Below are 18,603 nucleotides of genomic sequence, written 5' to 3' on the forward strand. Positions count from 1 at the left end.
ATCTAGGAAGTGGCTAACGCTTTGATGGGGTTGGCGGCGATCGTCGAAGGATGGGGCAATTACATCTCGGGGGACGCGGGCCCCGCCTTGGACGGTAGCGACGCATTGGTCGCTACGGTCATTAGCCAACAGATCAAAGCCGAAGCCGATAAGCTTAGGCGAATTATGGACGAACAGCTCAAAGAGTAGAGGGCGGCGAACATTACAAAAAATAGAATCACTTGATCCTGTCTTTTTCGTGGGCCGGATTTTTCTTTAAAAATGTTCACCCGGCAGATAATTAAACAAATTTATTTGTTTCCAAATTATTTTGAAGTGGGACTTTGAGTGGGACCCTGCAGAACCTTAAGCGAAAAACTGTTTTTGGAAAATTGCTTTCAGCTTCGGTGCTATCGGACTTTGAAGATGGCGCGCCCGGCACGATTCGAACGTGCGACCGCTGGTACCGCAAACCAGTGCTCTATCCAGCTGAGCTACGAGCGCATCTCTTTGTGGACGGGAATTATACATAAAAACAGAACGGATTTCAAGAGTCAGTCGGAAATTTTGCGATTTTTTCTCAACAGATGCATGGGGCCGAAGAGGCGGTGGGCCGTTTCGTTGAGAATAAACGTATGGTTGTAAGGATGTTCGAGCCGATAGCGACCAAAGCGGGAAGTTTCCGGTATTTTAAGGATCGTTTTGGCGATGCTTCCGAAAAGAATCAACTCCACGTCTTCGTTGAGACGTGAAAGCAGTGAACGGATGAAGGGCTGCCACGCTTTGGCGTGTCGGCCCGAGGCACGCTTCTGCTCGAACACCAGTGCCGCATTCAGAAGGAGTACACCGTTGGCTTCAAAATTTTCGCGCAGATCGTCGATTGTGGCGATCAGTGCCGATTTGTCGATCTGGCCGATCGCCTCCTGTGAGAGATTTTCTCCTGAAAGCAAACCCTCCGCAACCAGTGCCATCTTGATGAAATTGCGCAGGCTCGTGGCCCGGTTGACCGCTTTGGAGAGCCCTGTTTCCGAAAAGATCGCGTCGACAGCCCCGTCGATGAAGGCATGTCCCGTCGCCGATTCTCTTCGGGGGTAAGGGTCCTGCCCGAAAAGAATGTAACGGACTTCCGACTTTGGAAGTGTCCGGAAGGCATTGAAGATACGCCCTCTCTCGGGAATTGTCTCTGCGCTCTCCACGAAACGGCGATAGTCGGCATCGAGGGCGGCATAGGCGGCCTCCACATCCGGCCGCCATGTGGGATGCACATCAAGCATGGATTTTTGAAAACTTCAGGACAAGCTCCACCTCCCCTTTTCCGAGGCGAAGTTGTTTGGCGATGGTTTCGCTGTCGAGTCCCTGGGCGTGAAGCTGAAGAATCTTCTGCTCATCGGGAGCCGAGTGCTCGGCCGCAAAGGTGACCCTCCGCACTTTTCCGTCCAGCTTTTCGACACGCTCCTGCAATTCGGTATGGATTGCGTCAATCTGCTCCTGAAGATGCTGAATCTGCAAAACGAAAGGCTGCAGCTTTTTGTTGAGAAGTTGTTCCGGAAGTTCGCCATGCTCCTTTCGCTCTTCCAGCTCGAAGCGCATCATCTCCTCTTTGAGGCTCTTCCTGAGACTCTCCATCGCTTTGGAGAGTCTGAAAATCTCACGGTTGAGTCCGTCAAAACCGGCCTCCATCATCGCCAGTTTCCGTGACACCTCCCTGTCTTTGACGGCCATGTAAAGCACGATGATCAGCATGATCACCGCCAGCCCTGCCATCATCCAAAAAGTTTCATTCACGTTTTTTACCTTTCATTTCCCGAATCATTACGCGTTCTCTCGCGACGACATACTGGCTCCACTCCTTTTCGTCCCGTTCGTGAAGACGGATAATTTTGGCAAGCTGCGTGTCGAGGGCTTCGAACCATACCCCCATGTCGCGTTTGGGGAAAAGAGGCATGGTGATGCGACCGTAATAGCGTTTTCCCGGCTTTAGCACCGGTTCTTTGATACGGAAATGCTCAAAGCCGATCGATTCGATCGGAGTGTGGTGTGCCAGCTCGATCCGTTCGGGTTCCTCGTTTTTGACGATCTGGGTCAGAAGATCGACTTTGCGGTGAAGCTCTATCATCAAATGCAGAAGCACCGGATCGGTCTCTTTCGTCTCCCCGCGCGCCTTGGCGATTTTAAGCCACTGTCCGATCGGGTCTTCGTCCGTTTCGCTCAGTTTCTGAAACTCCCGTTCGAACATCCCGCTCTTCTCTTCTGCCGCTTCGAAGGCGATCTCCAGAGGGGCGGGTACGAGCCTCACCTGTTCGTTCACGAGATCCCCCTGTCGATCGCAACCAGAAAGAGATAGACGAAACCAAGATAGCCGTTGACGGTGAAAAAGGCATGGTCAATCTTTGAAAAATCGCGGCTGACGATGCGGTGTTCGTAGGCAAGCATCGCGGCGGCGGCAACCACCGCCAGCCACGCGAAAACTCCGAGCCCCGCGGTGGCGGTGAAGAAAGACCAGAAAAGAACCGCAAGCGCATGCAAAAGCCTCGCGAGAAACATCGTACATTCGCTTCCGTATCGTGAAGGGATGGAAAAGAGCCCCTGCTCCCGGTCGAAGTCCATATCCTGCAGAGAGTAGAGCAGATCAAAACCCGCCACCCAGAACATGACGGCGACCGCGAGCATGACCGACCACATCGGAATGGCACCTTCGACCGCCACGGCTCCGGCGATCGGAGCCAATCCCAGCGAAAGGCCGAGAACCAGGTGGGCCATTTCGGAAAAGCGTTTGAACCAGGAATAGCCGCCGAGAACGGCGAGGATGGGAAAGGAGAGCCAGAAGGCCAGATCGTTGATCGCATAGGCGGTGGCAACGAATATCAGGGCGTTGATTAGAATCAGGATGCGCAGATGGGTGGCGGAGAAACGGCCGTCGACACTCGGACGTGTTCTGGTTCTAGGATTGAGTGCATCGATATCCCTGTCGAGGTACCGGTTGACAAGCATCGCGAAGTTCCGTGCACTGACAGCAGCGAGAACGCCCAGGAGGAGCAGGTACCAGCCAAACCATCCGCCGGCGGCCACGATCATCGCGATGAAAATGAAGGGCAGAGAGAAAACGGAGTGTTGAAACATGATCAGTTCGTTGAAATCTCTGAACCATTTCGCTATCGACACGATCGCCCTTTTTTTAGTTCTGATTTTATCATATAATCGGCTATATGAAAACTGTAGCTATTCTGGGTTCCACCGCGTCCGGAAAAACCGATCTCGCCATCACTCTCGCTTCCCGATTCGATGCCGCCATCCTCTCCCTCGATTCCCTCGCCATCTACAGAGAGATCGATATCGCATCGGCAAAACCCACACCCCGGGAGAGGGGAGGCATTCCCCATTTCGGGATCGACGTGATTGCACCGGACGAGCATTTCAGTGTCAAAACTTTCATAGAGATCTACCGCGATGCCGCCCGGTTCTGCAGTAGGAGCGGGAAAAACCTCATCATCGTCGGGGGCACCGGATTCTATCTCAAAATGCTTATGGAGGGTATCTCGGAGATTCCTAAGATTTCGGAAGCCACGGCGGCAAGAGTACGCACTTTTATGAAGAGTCCGGAGAGAGCCTACGAACAACTGCTTCAAATCGATCCGGAGTATGCCCGAAACATCAAAAAAAGCGACCGTTACCGAATCGAAAGGGGGTGGCTTCTGTACTGCGAAACGGGTATCTCACCCTCCCGCTATTTCGCCGAGCACCCGCCGACCCCGATTCTTGGAGAGATCTCTCTTTTCGAGATCGAGCGGGATAGAGCCGAATTGCAGGAGCGTATTGAAAAACGGACGGAGACGATGCTCGAAAGGGGACTGGTGGACGAAGTCGCGAAATTGGAGAAAAAGTACGGAAGAACCCCCAATCCCATGAAGGCGATCGGCATCCTCGAAGTGCTGGACTATTTCGACGGAAAGCTCTCTTTCGCGCAGATGCTAGAGCGCATCGTCATCCATACCCGACAGTTGGCGAAACGGCAGAGAACTTTCAACTCCACCCAGTTTCCGTCCCATCCGAAAGGGAGTCCCGAAAGACTGCTGCCTGAAATCTCAAAGATTCTCCAGGGTTAACGCCTCTTCGCATAGCTTTTTCCAGGCGCCGCCTCTTCGCATCTTCGCACACTCCTTGAAGTTTTCAACTGCCCGTTTTTCATCTCCGACGAGACGATTAAGAAGCGCCGTTTCGTAGCGCCATCGCGCGGCACGCTCCTCGATCAGTTTCAAACGTCCCATCGATTCGGCCACGCTCAGCGCCTCTTTGTAGAGTTTCTGCTCTTTGAGAAGCCTGATCAGTTCAAATTCGGCCCAGGGAGAATAGGGATGGCTTTTTTTGATGTTCTGCAGATCGATCAGGCGTTTTAGCAGCCATACCTGCTGCAGCCGGTCCTGCTCTTTTTTCGCTGCCTCGTACCCTATGCGGTAGACTTCCGCCAGACGCATGTCGCTGCCGTAGCGTTTTGCCATCTCCCTGATCTTCTTCATCTCTTCCGCATATCTGCCCAGTGCGTGCAGCGCCTTGACTTCGTACCATTCGAGCGACGGACAGAGCTTCAGCGGATCTTTCGCCAATGTCCTCAGCTCCTCCGCGGCATCCAGCGCTCTTTTGTACTCCTCTTTCAAAATCAGCACATTGGCCACGCGGCACAGCCACGTGACGCGCTCGTTGACCGGTTTGTCCTGCAGATGTTTCCTCGCGATTTCCAGCGCTTTGGCATACTGGGCATAGATGATATAGCAGTCGTAGAGGAAGGCGTCGTACCGAGGCGTTGGCTTGACTCCGAAAGTCTCAATCATCGAGAGGGCGGTTTGGCACTCCTTCTCAGAGACGGCTTCCTCGAACGCTTTCCACGCCGCCTCTTCGAGCGCCTTCTTCGCTATCTCCTTCGCTTTCGCATCGGCAATGGCCTCCACCTCTTTCTCCAGTGAAAGCGCCTGAGAGTAGCGTTTTTGTGCCACAAGCAGCTTTATTTTGGCCGCCAGCGCCTTGTCCGCTATGGGCGTTCCTTTGTATTCTCTCATCAGGGTTTCGTATTTCGCCATCGCTTCGCTGGCGTTGACCTCGTTGCTGACAACGAAGAGTTCATCAAGATTCTTTTTCGCCTTGTCACTGAAGGCGCCGTAGGCGAATTGGTCGAGATAGTTTCTGTACCAAGCGATCGCCTCCTTCGCATCGCCCTTCTCGTCGTACCATTCGGCGATCTCGAAAAGTATCTCCTCGTACATCTCGTCAAGTTTTTTTATCTTTTCCAGCAGCGCTTTATCAAGTTCGATGGCAAGATCGTATGCCCCCCTTGCGGCTAGCTGCCTGGCGATGGTATGGGTGTCTTCTTTGTCCCTTAGCAAGAATGCACGGTTCTTCTCCAAAATTTTCCGGAAATATTCGATCGCCTCCTTTGTCTTTCCTCTCTCCAGATATCGCACACCGAGTTTATAGGCCGCCAGCGAGGCGACATCAAGATCCTTCGCGCTGTAGTAGGCGTCGAGATAGAGTTTCGTCGCCTCTTTCACCTTGCCGTTGATGTAGAGCTGGTCGCCGAGATAGATAAGTCCCAGTGTTCCGAATTTCGTATCTTTGTGTTCTTGAATGAGCCGGTTGAAGAAGTAGTTGGCATCACTGAGAAAGCCCGTGGCGCTGTAGACCCGAGCCATGAGGAGCAGAACTTCCGGAAGATACTCGTCGGAGGCGTAACGCTTGATGAATATTTTTCCGAGTTTGATGATTTCGTCGGCATTCTCCTTCATGCCGCTGCGCACCAGCGCTTTGATTTTATATCGCAGAAAATCGCTTGCAAATATGGAGTGGGGATAGAGTTCGAGCGCTTCGCTGGCAAGGTCGTACGCCTTTTTGTATTTTTTCGCATTGAACGCCTCTTTCAGAGCCATGAACTTTTCGATATCCCGATTCTCCTTCATGAAAACGGGTTCCCCGTTGATATCGACGGCACCGACCACAGGAATAGCGTAGCTCCTCAGATCGAGCGGAAAAGCGAGCCCTTCGTCAAATCTCTTCTCTTTGCCCAGATAGGGGGGCGCATCCTCATAGCCGATGACGACCCAGTGTTTCGCTTTTGAGAGCTCTTTGGCCGGCAAAACGGGCCGTTCGTGTATAGGAGGTGGCAGTGGACGGATGAAACTTCGACGTTTTGGAACGATACGCACAAAAAAGCGTTTTTGGATCGCCTGAAAATCTATCTTGAAAAATTCGCTGCGGATCGGTTTGAGATCCGTCTCCGGCATTTTTTTGAAATCACACTGGAAAAGAGAGGGATCCCCCCGCTCGCCGTAGAAGGTTTTGCAGACAAAAGGGTCACTGTCTCTTATGTGCAAAATAGCGAAGGGAGCATTGCTCTCCATCCCCCGTTTCAGGTCGATGGTGAGCGCATGGAGCGTGGCATTGAAAAGAAAGAGGGAGAGGATGAGCCGGGTGACGATCTGTGACTCCTGCTCCGTTCAGGCACGGCTTAAAAGCCGCTCGCCTGAACATAGGCGGTGATGATCTCGAGGATCGGATCGACCGCGACGAAAGCGAAGACTGTCATGAAAGCGGAAAAACCGATGATCGTCTGCAGCGGTTTCGATGTATTCTGCGCATACACCGTCCCCTCGTTCTGCGTGGGATCTTTCAGGAACATGTAGACGATCAGCTTCAGATAGTAGTAGACCGAAATGGCACTGTTGAGCGCCATGATAAGGGCCAGTACGATGAAGTTGCTGTTGACCGCGGCACTCATGACGTAGAGTTTGCCCCAGAAGAGTGAAAACGGCGGGACACCGGCCAGCGAAAGCATAAAAAGTGCCATAATCACTGCACCGACCGGTTTGATCTGAATCATTCCTGAAAATTTTTCATAGGGATGGTCGAAGCGGTTGTCCCACAGTTTTGCCTTGTGGCGGGAAACCCACAGCATAGCGAAAGCACCGAGGTTCGTGAAGAGGAACATGATCCAGTAGAAGAAAAGCGCGCTGTTCGCCTGTGTCGTTCCGATCATGATGGCGGCCATGACGAAGCCGGCATGGGAGATGGAGCTGAAGGCGAGCATCCGCTTCACATCGTGTTGCACGAGCGCCATGATATTGGCCAGAGTCATCGTGATGACGACCGCTGCGTAGAGAATATCTCGCACCCAGACTACGTCGCTTTGGATCAGGAATCCGAAAACCCTCATGGCGACGACAAAACCCGCGATTTTCGGAACGATGGACATATATCCCGCCAGCGTCGCGCTCGCTCCTTCATAGACGTCCGGCGTCCAGGTATGGAAAGGAACCATCGAAAGTTTAAAGCCAAGAGCGGCAATCATGAATGCGATACCGACCAGCAAAATCGTCATATTGGCAAAATTTCCGGCTTCCAGAACCTCTGCGATTTTGAAGAGTTCCACACTTCCCGTCAATGCATAGAAGATCATCGCACCCATCACGTAGAATCCGGCTGCCAGCGCACCCATGACAAAATACTTGATCGCCGCTTCGAAGGAGTTGATCCTGTTGTGCAGCGCGATCAGCGTATAGAGTGCAAGGCTCGCGGTCTCGAGTCCCACGAAAATCAGAATGAGGTTGTCGCTGGCGACCATGAACTGGAATCCCGCCACCATGAAGAGGAAAAGGGCGAAAAACTCCGGATAGCTGAATTCATGGAAGCGTTTGGATGTCAGTGCAAGCGGGATGAAGAGCATCGAAGCGACCAGAATGACAATCTGCGACAAAATGGCTATACCGTCGATCAGTATAACGTCGAAGAATCCCCGCTCCCCGACACTCTGACCAAAAACGGCACCGAGATCGACGAACAGGATAAGAATGCTGAACATGACGTAGAGTGTTTTGTCCAGGTCCTTCCTGATTAGATCGATAACAAGAATTCCCAACCCTCCGGCAATCGCTACAAGCATCGGGGTCAGGGTACCGAGGTTCAGCGATTCCATGCTGACTGAAATTGGCTCTAACATTATTCCGCCTCCCTTTTGATTACCGTCGGTTTGATGATATCTTTGGCCTCTTTGGTAATCGCTTTTTTATGCATGAAAGAGACGAGCGACTCGACGCTCGTATTGATAGGTTCAAGAACCGGTTTCGGATAGACACCAAGCCAGACCGTCACGAGTACGAGCGTCCAGAGTGCCATACTCTCTTTTCCGTTGAGATCTTTGAGGTTTTTGTTCTCCTCTTTTGTCACTTCCCCGAAGAAGGATTTCTTGTAGAGACTGAGCATATAGACCGCACCCAGAATGATGCTTGTTCCAGCCAGTATCGTCATCGTATGGGAGACCTGATAGAATCCCGCGAGACTCAGGAATTCACCTACGAAACTCATTGTCAATGGCAGGCCCACCGATGCCATCACCATGATCCCCATGATTGTGCCGTATCGCGGCATGACATGCGCCAGTCCGCCGAATTCACTCATCAGTTTCGTGTGGCGTCTGTCATATATCACGCCGACAAGCATAAAGAGTGCACCCGAAACGATACCGTGGCTGAGCATGAAAAATACGGATCCGGCAATCCCTTCCGGGTTCATCGCGAATGTGCCGAGTACGATAACACCCATGTGGGAGATGGAACTGTAGGCGATCACCTGTTTCATGTCCTCCTGGGCGTAGGCGACCATTGCCGTATAGATGATCATGATGAGCGAAAGCACCGCCACCGGGAAGATCATATAGACCGATGCGTCAGGAAACATCGGAAGCGGCAGGCGGACGAGGCCGTAGGTACCCATTTTCAGCAGTACCGCAGCCAGAATCACCGAACCGATCGTGGGTGCCTGGCCGTGGGCGTAGGGAAGCCATGTGTGGAACGGGAACATCGGCACTTTGATCGCCAGTCCTATGAAGAAGGCGATAAAGAGCCAGAACTGGTAGTTCTCGGGTAAAATCAGGCGGTGCCATTCGGTGATGGAGAAACTCCAGACACCGGTGGCCTCATGATAGAGATAAGCCATGACGAGCATACCCACCAGCATGATAAGCGATCCCGCAAATGTATAGAGGAAGAATTTGATGGCCGCATAGACCCTCAGATTGCCTCCCCAGGCGCCGATGATGTAGAGCATCGGAACCAAAGAGAGTTCCCAGAAGACATAGAAGACGATCGCATCAAGAGCGACAAAGACGCCGACCATCGTCATTTCGAGAAAGAGAAGCGAGATGATCATGTTTTTCAGGTCTTTTTCAACACTCAGCGCGATCAGCCCCACCAACGTGATGAATGTCGAGAGGACGACGATGAAAAGCGATATGCCGTCAACACCCAGATAGTAGTTGATGCCGAAGCTTGGGATAAGGGGCAATACCTCCACGAACTGGAATCCCGGATAGCTTCCGTCGAAACTTAACCATAGCCAGAGCGAGAGCAGGAATTCGATCGCAGCCACCGAGAGACCATATGCCCGGATCGACTCTTTCGAGACGATAAACCCAAGCAATCCGGCAACGGCCGGAAAAAGAACCAAGACTGATAAAATGTGATCCATACCTACTCCTTAACGCACGGGACTGTAAAAGATGGCTGCAAGCAACAGAATGAGCAGACCCACTCCCATCCAACGCAGCATGTTGGAAAGGTTGCCGCTCTGAACGACACGGGACACCATACCGGATTTGTAAATGGTCGTCGCAATGAAGTCGACGGTCGCATCCACCACTTTCAGATCGAGATCCTTCCAGAAAATTCTGGAGAGCTCCCCATAGGGTTTGCAGATATACTCGTCATAAATCTTCGGAATATAGTACTGGTTGAAAAGAAGCTGATAGATGAACGACTCTTCCCATTTCTTGCTGAATCCGCCTTTGCTGTATTTGTACACAGCGAAGCCGATACCGCCGAGCGCGATCGCCTGGGTCACAACGATCAGCGTCCAGAAGGTAAAGGTGGAAACATGGAACTCTTCGATCGGAAGGATGTGTTCGACTACGTGAACGAAACTGTGTTCGAAGAATCCCGCGATGATGGCAAGAACAGCCAGAGGTGCCATGGCCCAAAGCATGTACTTATAAGCTTCGTGCGGATGGTAACCGAAAATTTTGTATCGCTCTTCACCGAAGAAGACCAGCATGACGAGCCGGAAACTGTAGAATGCCGTCAGACCCGCCGTGATCCACAGAACCGTCCACATGATGTAGTGGTCGCCGGCGAATGCCGCTTCCAGGATTTTGTCTTTCGAGAAGAAACCGGCGAGAGGATAGATACCGGCCAGGGCCACCGATGCAATCGTCATCAATATCATCGTCCACTGCATCTTTTTGGCCAGGCCGCCCATTTTGAAGATGTCGAGCTCATCGTCCATGGCATGCATGACGTTACCTGCGCCCAGGAAGAGAAGGGCTTTGAAGAAGGCGTGCGTCATCAGGTGGAAGAGTGCCACCCAGTAGGCGCCGATACCTGCCGCTACGAACATGTATCCAAGCTGTGAAAGCGTCGAGTAGGCGATAATACGCTTGAGGTCGCGATTGACCAGGGCCATAGAAGCAGCGAACATGGCGACAAAAGCGCCCAGACTCGCGACAAAAAGGCTAACTTCCGGCACGACACTGTAGAGCGGATTGGCGCGGATGACCAGGTAGACGCCCGCTGTAACCATCGTCGCGGCGTGGATCAGTGCGGAAACGGGTGTCGGGCCCTCCATAGCGTCTGCCAGCCAAGTATGGAGCGGAAACTGCGCCGATTTGCCCATCGCACCGATGAAAAGAAACGCTGTTATCATCATCAGGATGCCCGCATCCATCTTGTCGACCTGAGCAAAAACCTCTTCGTATTGCAGGCTTCCGAAATTCCAATAAACCAGGAAGATGCCGATCAGCATCCCCAAGTCAGCGATACGGTTCATGATGAAAGCTTCATTGGCAGCCCAGGAGGCGCTCTCTTTATGGTACCAGAAGCCGATCAGTGCCCAAGAGCAGAGGCCGACGCCCTCCCAGCCGATGAAAAGGCCAGCGAAGTTGTCGCTCATAACCAGAACCATCATCGAGAAGACGAAGGCCGAGAGCCAAGCGAAGAAGCGGTTAAAGGACTTGTCGTGATCCATGTATCCGATTGAGTAGACATGGACGACAGCCGAAACCGTCGTTACGACAAACATCATTATCGCCGTCACCTGGTCGACGTTGAATCCGAACGGAATGACCAGACCGCCGGCATGGATCCAGTCCATCATTTTGACATGGACCTCTTCACCATGTGCGACATGCAGAAGCAGAACAACAGAACTAATCCACGAAACGATCAGCAGTGTTGACGTTGCGATACCCGTAACAAGATTCTTCGGCCTGTCGGCGAAAAGTGCCGCGAAAAGCGATCCGACAAGCGGAGCGAAAAGTGCCGTATAAAGATATGTTTCCATGTGCTTCCTTTACCCGTGCATCGACTGCATAGAATCAATATCAAGCGTTCCGCGCCGCTTGTACCAGACGATCATCAGGCCGAGCCCGACCGCCACCTCGCTTGCTGCCACGGCGACAATGAAAAATGCGAACATCTGTCCGGTCAGATCACCGTAAAACTTCGAAATCGCCGCAAAGCCGACATTGACGGCATTGAGCAGAATTTCAGTCGAAAAGAGCAGCATCAGAAGATTTTTCCTGCGATAGACACCGACAAGGCCGATACTGAAAAGTAACGCCGAAAGAATCAGATAGTGACTGAGTGTAATCATTGTGCACCCTTTTCTTGAAATTCTTCATCCACTTTGAGCGTCAGACTCTCGTCCATCTTCTTCCCTGCAAGGATGATGCCCGCGACCATGGCGACAAGTAGCATCACCGCCGCCACCTCGAAGGGAACAAGATATTTCGTAAAGAGGACGATACCGACAGCCTGCGGATTCTGTACACCCTCGGTCATCGGATAGAGCGCTTCGATATGATCCGAAACGATCGGTGCGACGAATGCAATGACGAGCAGAAGCGCCGTCATGCCGCTGAGCAGAAAGACGAGCTTAGGTGCCCGTATATTCTCCTTCACTTCGCGCGTCGTATCGAAGAACATCATACCAAAGGCGTAAAGAGCCATGACGGCACCCGTGTAGACGATAATCTGCACGACACCGAGGAAGTCGGCATCCAGCAGGAAGAAAAATCCGGAGATCATGATCATTCCTGCCGCCAGCGCACTCATGGAGTAAAGTGCATTTTTGCTCATCACGACTATCGTGAACATCGCGATGGTGACCGCGCTGAAAAGATAAAATGCTATTGCTTCAAACATCATCCGATCCTTAATACGCCGTCGGCGTTTTCTTGATACGCTCATCCGCGTTCGGGCTGACCGCACCGAATCCGTCGAACTCCTGCTGCTTGCCCTCCTTGAGGAAATCAAGCGGCGTCAGGATGTCGTCTCGCAGTACGAAATGGGCACGCTGTTCGCTCGCGTTCTCGTACCGCTGTCCGTGGACAATCGCAAGTTCCGGACACACTTCCGCACAGTAACCGCAGAAGATGCAGCGCCCCAGGTTGATCGTATATTCCGTCACCTCTTTGCGCTGGTTTTCGTCGTATCGAGTATCCATGCGGATACAGTTGGCAATACAGATTTTTTCGCAGAGCCCGCAGCCGATACAGCGCTCGTTCCCGCTTTCAAGCAGCCGGTACAATTTGTGAACCGCACGGTAACGCGGAGATATCGGAAGCTTCTCCATCGGATATTTGACCGTATGGATATTGAATCGCACCATTTCACGAAAAACGACCCACAATCCGACAAAAAGCTCTCCCTTGAACGTCCGTTTCATCACCTGCTTGAACTTGTCAAGAGGTTCGGTCGGCCGTTCATCAACCGGTATGAAGGTATAGTTTTGTTTGACGTTTCTATCTTTGAACTGTTCGAGACTCATTCTCTCCCCCTTACATCATCAATACGATGCCGGTCACGACAACGTTTATTACTGCAATCGGCATCAAAACTTTCCAGCAGAGCCACATCAACTGATCGGGACGAACATGCGGCCAAGCGGCACGGGTCCAGAGGAAAAAGAAGAAGATGAAGGAGACTTTCAGGATAATCGCCAATGCTCCCGGTATGAAGCCCCAGTCATTGAAGCCGCCCAGAAAGATAAGGCTCGCCAGGAATCCGAGGGTAATCATATTGGCATACTCACCGATGAAGAACATACCCCACCGCATACCGGAATACTCCGTCGCATATCCCGCCACGATCTCCGCTTCATGCTCCAGAAGGTCGAACGGAGTTCTGTTGGTTTCCGCAAAGCCCGCGATCAGAAACAGAATGAAGGCGACCGGCTGGCTCCAGACGATCCAGTCGGTAAATCCTCCCGCCTGGTAGTTGTTGATGTCGATCAGCGAAAGAGAACCGACCATCATCAGCGGCGCAAGAATACTCAGCCCCGTCACCACTTCATAGCTCAGTAGCTGTATCGCCGTACGCGCCGCACCCAGCAGTCCCCATTTGTTCGAACTCGCCATCCCCGCAAGCAACGGAGCGAACAGTCCGCTTGCCATGACGCCGAGCACAAACAGCACACCCACATTGATATCGGCGATGATCGGATGCACCGTGACACCGAATATCTCGAACTCGGGCAGCAGCGGAACGGCCGCCAGGGCGATGAAGGCTGTCGCGGCCCCGATGATGGGTGCGATTTTGAATATCGGTTTGACGGAATTCTGCGGAACGATATCCTCTTTCGTAAAGAGTTTGATACCGTCGGCTGCCACCTGCAGGACACCATAGGGGCCGACATGCATCGGTCCCAATCTTCTCTGCATGAAAGCCAGAACTTTCCGCTCGATATACGTACCGAAACCTGCGAGTGCCGATATAACACCCAATACCACCAAAATCTTGATCACCGTGGCGATAACAAATCCAGTTAATGTCATGGCTTACACCTTTTCTATCGTTACGTTTTGATACCGGTTGGCTGAAAAGAGTCTCTCGGTTTCGATTGCCGGATCGAAATCGGGCACCATCACAATCTCTCCACCGATAAACTTGTCAGACGTGACAGCGAGTTCCACACTCCCTTCGGGAAGAGTGATACGTACTCTTTCCCCTTCTTTCAGGCCGAGACTTTCCATCTTTTCCGGCGAAAGCTGGAGTTTCGCGTCGGTTGCGATCTCATGGGCTCTCTGGGTAAATTCGTTGAACTGAAGGACCGGGTTGCACCGGTAGGCGATCTCGCCTTTTAGCGCACCTTTCCTGTCGATCTTTCCTGCCGCAATCTTTTTGGCCTTCTCAACCTTTTTGACATCAAGGTGATAACCACGAATCTCCTCGCCTTTGTTGGTGTAGTGGTTGGGGAGATCGTCAAATTTCAAAGGTCTGAATCCTTTCGCTTCGGGCAGCGCCGCCGTGTAATCGACCGTCAAACCTGCTCTTAGGCCCAGCGCATTGGCAATGTCATTGAGCACGTAGCCCTTATAAGGAAGCGCCACATAGGTCGGCACGACACGCTTGTCGACATTGGTGAAGGTTCCTTCCTGCTGGTTAAGTGCCGGCATATCCAGGTCGCCCCGTCCGGAGGCGCTCAGGATGAAATCGCCCGCCGCATTGTAGCCTATCACATACTCGCCGGGTTCTTCGTCGAGATCGCATATGAGGCTGACCCCCAGCGTATTGGTTCGGCTGGGCAGCACGACGACCTTGAAGTCGGTGTACTTTTCGATCATGCCGGCAAGTTTCGCAAGATTCTCCGCCTTCGGATGGTTGATGAGATCCTCTCCAAGGATGATGGAGAAAGACTCTTTTTTGGCGAGCATCTTGGCCATTCTGTCGTCAAAATCTTCCGGAGCATCGAGGATGCCAAGAAGGGTGTTGATATCCGCTTCGACCTCTTTCTTGACCTTCTTCGGCACCATCTTGGTCACCTCTTCAATCACCTCCTTCTCCTCGCCGGTCTCCTCGTCTTTGACCTTTTTGGTCACTTTTTCAACAACCTTCTCCTTCACGGTCTCCTCGATGGTCTTCTTCCCTTTCTTGTGAAAAGAGTCGAGGTATTTCACCACATCTTTCGGCAGGCTTTCCCTGTCACCGAAGAGATCGAGAATCAGGTAGAGCGCCGCCTCTTCAAGGCCGGGCTTGTGATTGATCGCCATGAGGTTTTTCCCGAACCCTTCGACGACCGGGTCTTTGATGGGATGGAAATAGAGTCCCGCTCCCTTGTTCATCTTGATGGCGTTGTTGAAAGCGAATCGGGCACGGGGATTGTCGCTTTTAAGCTGGGAGCCGATGCTGACGACAAAATCGCTCCGATGCACGGCATCCAGATCGCCGTTCCAGAGGTTCGTACCTGTCACAGAGCCGTAGGCTGCCATGAATTTCTGGAATCTTCTGGCATCTTCGTTGACAAGCCTGTATCCGTGTTTCGTTTTGAGATGCTGAAGTATCAGGGCCTCTTCGTTGGTAATGGCCGAACCGAAGCGGATCGTATCGGCTTTCTTGAAAGCTTCGAGCGCTCTGTCGAACGCCTTCTCATCCTTCCCTTCCACACGATTTTCGAAATCGTATCCGAACCTTCCGGCCCCACAAAGGGAGACATAGTTCCATTCGTTTTTGACACGGTAGATTTTGGGCTCCGGATTGTCGATACTGGTGTGTTTGACATCGTAGTAGAGATGGCATCCTGCGCTGCAGTGGGCACAGGCCGCGGGAATGGAGGTGAGTTCCCAGGCATTGGATGTGTACTGAAAATCGCTGCTGACCAGGGCACCGACCGGACAGACGGCGATACACTCCCCGCAATCCGTGCATTCGAGCGTCTCACCCGTAGCAGGCCCGATCAGCGATTTGTTCAGTTTGTTCCACATCGCATAGGCGTCTTTTGGCATGCTGTTCTTGAGTTCTTTGTCGAGTGCTTCACCGCCTCTGGGAACCGTCTTGAGGGCCGCATCGCCGATCATGTCCTTGCAGACCGTCACGCAGCGTTCGCAGACGATGCACAGCCCCGGATCGTAATGGATCAGACCCCACTCCTTCGATTCCCGTTGAATATCTTTGATAGCGTAGTGCTGCTCATCGACACCCATCTCCAGTGTATAGTTCTGAAGCTCGCATTCGCCCGACTGGTCACAGACACCGCACTGCAGGGGGTGGTTGACATCATACACTCCCATGATGGCACGGCGCTCTTTGGCGATGTTGTCCGTCAGCGTCGTGATCTCCATCCCGTCCTTCGCTTTGGCGTTACAGGCGTAGACCTGTTTTCCGTCGGCTTCCACCAGACAAAGGCGGCAGGCCAATGTCGGACTGCAGCGTGTCAGATAGCAGATGGCGGGAATGAATATATCGTTGGCACGTGCTACATTGAGGATAAATTCACCCTCTTTCGTTTTGCACTCTTTCCCGTCTATTTTGATCGTAATCTCACTCATTGGCTTGTCCCACTACTTCTATTTTGCTTTGACTGTACCGATAATTCGAAGATAACAAATCTTCACTTAATCCCAAGTCAAAGGTCGGATTGAGCGCAATCGTCCCTTTCAATGCTGGGTCGATTTTAAACACCCTCTCCATCTCTACACCGCCGACATTCAATTTCACACGCATTCCCTCCTTCAGTTTGGCGGCCACGGCAAACTGCTCCGCACCGTAAAGAAGAGGCTCTTCACTTCCGAGCTGGGCCGCTCTGTATGTCTGCGGGCCGAACTGCAGCACGGGATCGCATCGGTAGATCACCGGCCCGTTGAACTCGGGCAGCTCCGCTATCTCTTCGAGCGAGGAATCGATGGTGTGCTTGAGACGCTTGAGCTCGTATCCCCGCACTTCGCCGTCCTGGTTGCTGAAGTAATAGGGGATATCGTCGAAATCGACCGCCTCGAATCCTTTCGATTCGGGAAGCTGCCGGGTATAATCGATGGTATATTCCGCCGAGACCCCAAGAGCGTTGGCAAGATCGTTAAGCAGAAAGCCTTTGTAAGGAAGTGCCGCATTCGTCGGAACGACCCGTTTGTTCAGCGTCGTGAAAGTCCCCTCCTGCTGATTGAGCGCGGGCATGTCCAGATCGCCGTCACCCAGAGCACTCAGGACGAAATCCCCAGGTGCGTTGTACCCCACGGAAAACTTACCGGCTTCATCGTCGAGATCGCACAAAAGCGCGACACCGAGAGAGTTCGTTTTGGGGGCTACGGGGAGGACGCTGACACCGCCGAACCGCTCGAAAAGCGCCGCGATACGGGCAATCTGCTCCGCTCTGGGGTGGTTGATGCAATCTTCACCGACCACCAGGGCGATCCGCCGGCATCGCGCCAGGGAAGCCGAAATCGTCTCCAGCTCCTCCTCGCCGACGTTGCTCTCCGCACTCAGGTATCCTTCGTCAAGCTCTTCGAAAAAATTCCCGATCTTTTTGACATCGATCTTTTCTTCGAGCAACGTTTTGGCCAGAAGCGCCAGCACACCCTCTTCGGTCCCCACTTCGTATTTGACGAATTGGGTCACGACATTCTGCATCTGCACATCTTCCATCGGATGCATATAGATCACCCGTGCGTTGTGCCGCTTGGAGGCCATCGTAATGTGGTACCGCACTGCGGGATTGTCGGTTAGAATGCGCGTACCGAGCACGATCACCCCGTCGGCATCCGCCAGCGATTCCAGCGAGCCGTTGAAAAGGGTTTTGCCGCTCATCGTGGCATAGCTTTCGAGGAATCTCTGGTAGTTCCTCGCATCCTGATTGACAAGCCTGTACCCTCTTTTTTCCTTCAGTTTCTGAAGAATCAGTGCCTCTTCGTTGGTGATACGGCTTGAAAAGCGGATCGTATCGGCGCGCTCGAAGGCATCAAGAGCCCTTTTGAAAGCCTCCTGGTCTTTTTCCGCGACACGGTTTTCAAAATCGTACCCGAACCGGCCTGCACCGCAGAGCGTCGAAAATTCGAATTCGTTCGTCACCCGGTAGATTTTCGGTTCGTTGCGATCGAGCGCCCCTTCGTATTTGCGTTCGTAATTGAGCGCGCATCCTGCGCTGCAGTGGGCACACGATGCAGGGATCTTTTCGAGTTCCCAGGCGTTGGCCTTGTACTGGAAATCGGTGCTGATCATCGCCCCCACGGGACAGACCGCGATGCACTCGCCGCAGTTGGTGCACTCGAGCTCTTCCGTCCCCTTGGGCTGGATGCGCGAGTTGTATCCGCCGAAATGGATTTCGATCGCATCGTCCCCGATCACTTCGTTGCAGACATGCACACACTTCTCGCACAGAATGCAGAGCGACTCGTCGTAACCGATAAATTGCCATTTGCGAAGATCTCTCTTGTGGTCCCTGGCTGTAAAATCCTGCGAATCGACGCCAAATTCGAGGGTTTTGTTCTGCAGATCGCAAGCCCCGCTCTTGTCGCAGACTCCGCATTCGAGAGGGTGGTTCACATCGTAGAGCTTCATGATGTTCTGCCGATGGCTGAAGAGTTCGGGCGAATTGGTCCGCACCTCCATCCCGTCGAGCGCGGGGGCCTGACAGCTGAGGATGAACCCCTCCGCGCCTTCCACTTCGACGACGCAGAGGCGGCATGAAGCGATCGGTTTAACCTTTGTCAGATAGCACATCGTCGGGATATAGAGACCTGACCGGCGCGCGGCCTGCAGAATCGTCTCTCCCCTCTTTGCTTTGACTTTCTGTCCGTCAATGGTCAATGTAATCATCTGCCCA

General features: G+C 52.8%; 16 protein-coding genes and 1 tRNA gene. 2 read left to right on the top strand and 15 right to left on the bottom strand.

Annotation, left to right across the window (positions count from 1 at the left end):
• The first annotated feature begins 9 nt into the window (after window positions 1-9).
• Window positions 10-189, top strand: a complete 180-nt coding sequence (locus JMG82_RS06335) for a hypothetical protein (RefSeq protein ID WP_201351891.1) — start codon at window positions 10-12, stop codon at window positions 187-189.
• 217 nt (window positions 190-406) lie between these two features.
• Here the strand turns inward: JMG82_RS06335 and JMG82_RS06340 are convergent.
• From JMG82_RS06340 to mqnP, 5 genes are all read right to left on the bottom strand, one after another.
• Window positions 407-483 (bottom strand) — tRNA-Arg (locus tag JMG82_RS06340).
• Window positions 484-533: 50 nt separating this feature from the next.
• Entirely contained in the window at window positions 534-1,253 is a 720-nt protein-coding gene (locus tag JMG82_RS06345; protein WP_201351892.1) for a uracil-DNA glycosylase family protein, read from the bottom strand.
• Window positions 1,246-1,764, bottom strand: coding sequence for a DUF6115 domain-containing protein (locus tag JMG82_RS06350; RefSeq protein ID WP_201351893.1), 519 nt, complete (start codon window positions 1,762-1,764; stop codon window positions 1,246-1,248). The genes JMG82_RS06345 and JMG82_RS06350 overlap by 8 nt, the downstream gene beginning before the upstream one ends.
• Window positions 1,757-2,287, bottom strand: a complete 531-nt coding sequence (locus JMG82_RS06355; RefSeq protein WP_346727038.1) for a hypothetical protein — start codon at window positions 2,285-2,287, stop codon at window positions 1,757-1,759. The genes JMG82_RS06350 and JMG82_RS06355 overlap by 8 nt, the downstream gene beginning before the upstream one ends.
• Window positions 2,284-3,144 (bottom strand): menaquinone biosynthesis prenyltransferase MqnP, encoded by an 861-nt coding sequence (mqnP, locus tag JMG82_RS06360; protein ID WP_430408183.1) that lies wholly within the window; start codon window positions 3,142-3,144, stop codon window positions 2,284-2,286. Before mqnP ends, JMG82_RS06355 begins: the two co-directional genes overlap by 4 nt.
• Window positions 3,145-3,185: 41 nt before the next feature.
• On the opposite strand from mqnP, the gene miaA reads away from it, so the two are divergent.
• A complete protein-coding gene (gene miaA, locus JMG82_RS06365; protein ID WP_201351894.1) occupies window positions 3,186-4,082 on the top strand; it encodes a tRNA (adenosine(37)-N6)-dimethylallyltransferase MiaA in 897 nt (298 codons plus the stop codon).
• On the opposite strand, the gene JMG82_RS06370 is transcribed toward miaA, so the two are convergent.
• The 10 genes from JMG82_RS06370 to JMG82_RS06415 all read right to left on the bottom strand — a co-directional run bounded on the left by JMG82_RS06370 (window position 4,062) and on the right by JMG82_RS06415 (window position 18,596).
• The gene (locus JMG82_RS06370; RefSeq protein ID WP_430408175.1) at window positions 4,062-6,365 is read right to left on the bottom strand and encodes a tetratricopeptide repeat protein; all 2,304 of its coding nucleotides are present in this window, start codon (window positions 6,363-6,365) and stop codon (window positions 4,062-4,064) included. The genes miaA and JMG82_RS06370 overlap by 21 nt on opposite strands.
• A 107-nt stretch (window positions 6,366-6,472) precedes the next feature.
• Window positions 6,473-7,960 carry an NADH-quinone oxidoreductase subunit NuoN gene (nuoN, locus tag JMG82_RS06375; protein WP_201351896.1) on the bottom strand — a complete coding sequence of 496 codons (1,488 nt, stop codon included), beginning with the start codon at window positions 7,958-7,960 and terminating at the stop codon, window positions 6,473-6,475.
• A complete protein-coding gene (locus JMG82_RS06380) occupies window positions 7,960-9,486 on the bottom strand; it encodes an NADH-quinone oxidoreductase subunit M (RefSeq protein WP_201351897.1) in 1,527 nt (508 codons plus the stop codon). The genes nuoN and JMG82_RS06380 overlap by 1 nt, the downstream gene beginning before the upstream one ends.
• Window positions 9,487-9,495: 9 nt before the next feature.
• Entirely contained in the window at window positions 9,496-11,352 is a 1,857-nt protein-coding gene (nuoL, locus tag JMG82_RS06385; RefSeq protein ID WP_201351898.1) for an NADH-quinone oxidoreductase subunit L, read from the bottom strand.
• Window positions 11,353-11,361: 9 nt separating this feature from the next.
• A complete protein-coding gene (gene nuoK, locus JMG82_RS06390) occupies window positions 11,362-11,664 on the bottom strand; it encodes an NADH-quinone oxidoreductase subunit NuoK (RefSeq protein WP_201351899.1) in 303 nt (100 codons plus the stop codon).
• On the bottom strand, window positions 11,661-12,215 hold the full coding sequence (locus tag JMG82_RS06395; RefSeq protein ID WP_201351900.1) for an NADH-quinone oxidoreductase subunit J: 555 nt from the start codon (window positions 12,213-12,215) through the stop codon (window positions 11,661-11,663). The genes nuoK and JMG82_RS06395 overlap by 4 nt, the downstream gene beginning before the upstream one ends.
• A 10-nt stretch (window positions 12,216-12,225) precedes the next feature.
• Window positions 12,226-12,840 carry an NADH-quinone oxidoreductase subunit NuoI gene (gene nuoI, locus JMG82_RS06400; RefSeq protein ID WP_201351901.1) on the bottom strand — a complete coding sequence of 205 codons (615 nt, stop codon included), beginning with the start codon at window positions 12,838-12,840 and terminating at the stop codon, window positions 12,226-12,228.
• Between the two features lie 10 nt (window positions 12,841-12,850).
• Window positions 12,851-13,846, bottom strand: a complete 996-nt coding sequence (gene nuoH / locus JMG82_RS06405) for an NADH-quinone oxidoreductase subunit NuoH (RefSeq protein ID WP_201351902.1) — start codon at window positions 13,844-13,846, stop codon at window positions 12,851-12,853.
• Window positions 13,847-13,849: 3 nt separating this feature from the next.
• On the bottom strand, window positions 13,850-16,336 hold the full coding sequence (locus tag JMG82_RS06410; RefSeq protein WP_201351903.1) for an NADH-quinone oxidoreductase subunit G: 2,487 nt from the start codon (window positions 16,334-16,336) through the stop codon (window positions 13,850-13,852).
• A complete protein-coding gene (locus JMG82_RS06415) occupies window positions 16,329-18,596 on the bottom strand; it encodes a 2Fe-2S iron-sulfur cluster-binding protein (RefSeq protein WP_201351904.1) in 2,268 nt (755 codons plus the stop codon). Before JMG82_RS06415 ends, JMG82_RS06410 begins: the two co-directional genes overlap by 8 nt.
• Window positions 18,597-18,603 lie beyond the last annotated feature (7 nt).

Origin of the sequence: Hydrogenimonas urashimensis (assembly GCF_016593255.1) — a bacterium.
GTDB lineage: Bacteria > Campylobacterota > Campylobacteria > Campylobacterales > Hydrogenimonadaceae > Hydrogenimonas > Hydrogenimonas urashimensis.

Bases quoted from the DNA above. Each gene is read 5' to 3' on its own strand.
- JMG82_RS06410 (WP_201351903.1), bottom strand. From the start codon at position 16,336: ATGAGTGAGATTACGATCAAAATAGACGGGAAAGAGTGCAAAACGAAA.
- JMG82_RS06370 (WP_430408175.1), bottom strand. From the start codon at position 6,365: ATGGAGAGCAATGCTCCCTTCGCTATTTTGCACATAAGAGACAGTGAC.
- nuoI (WP_201351901.1), bottom strand. From the start codon at position 12,840: ATGAGTCTCGAACAGTTCAAAGATAGAAACGTCAAACAAAACTATACC.
- miaA (WP_201351894.1), top strand. From the start codon at position 3,186: ATGAAAACTGTAGCTATTCTGGGTTCCACCGCGTCCGGAAAAACCGAT.
- nuoH (WP_201351902.1), bottom strand. From the start codon at position 13,846: ATGACATTAACTGGATTTGTTATCGCCACGGTGATCAAGATTTTGGTG.
- JMG82_RS06380 (WP_201351897.1), bottom strand. From the start codon at position 9,486: ATGGATCACATTTTATCAGTCTTGGTTCTTTTTCCGGCCGTTGCCGGA.
- nuoK (WP_201351899.1), bottom strand. From the start codon at position 11,664: ATGATTACACTCAGTCACTATCTGATTCTTTCGGCGTTACTTTTCAGT.
- JMG82_RS06415 (WP_201351904.1), bottom strand. From the start codon at position 18,596: ATGATTACATTGACCATTGACGGACAGAAAGTCAAAGCAAAGAGGGGA.
- JMG82_RS06395 (WP_201351900.1), bottom strand. From the start codon at position 12,215: ATGTTTGAAGCAATAGCATTTTATCTTTTCAGCGCGGTCACCATCGCG.
- nuoL (WP_201351898.1), bottom strand. From the start codon at position 11,352: ATGGAAACATATCTTTATACGGCACTTTTCGCTCCGCTTGTCGGATCG.
- nuoN (WP_201351896.1), bottom strand. From the start codon at position 7,960: ATGTTAGAGCCAATTTCAGTCAGCATGGAATCGCTGAACCTCGGTACC.
- JMG82_RS06345 (WP_201351892.1), bottom strand. From the start codon at position 1,253: ATGCTTGATGTGCATCCCACATGGCGGCCGGATGTGGAGGCCGCCTAT.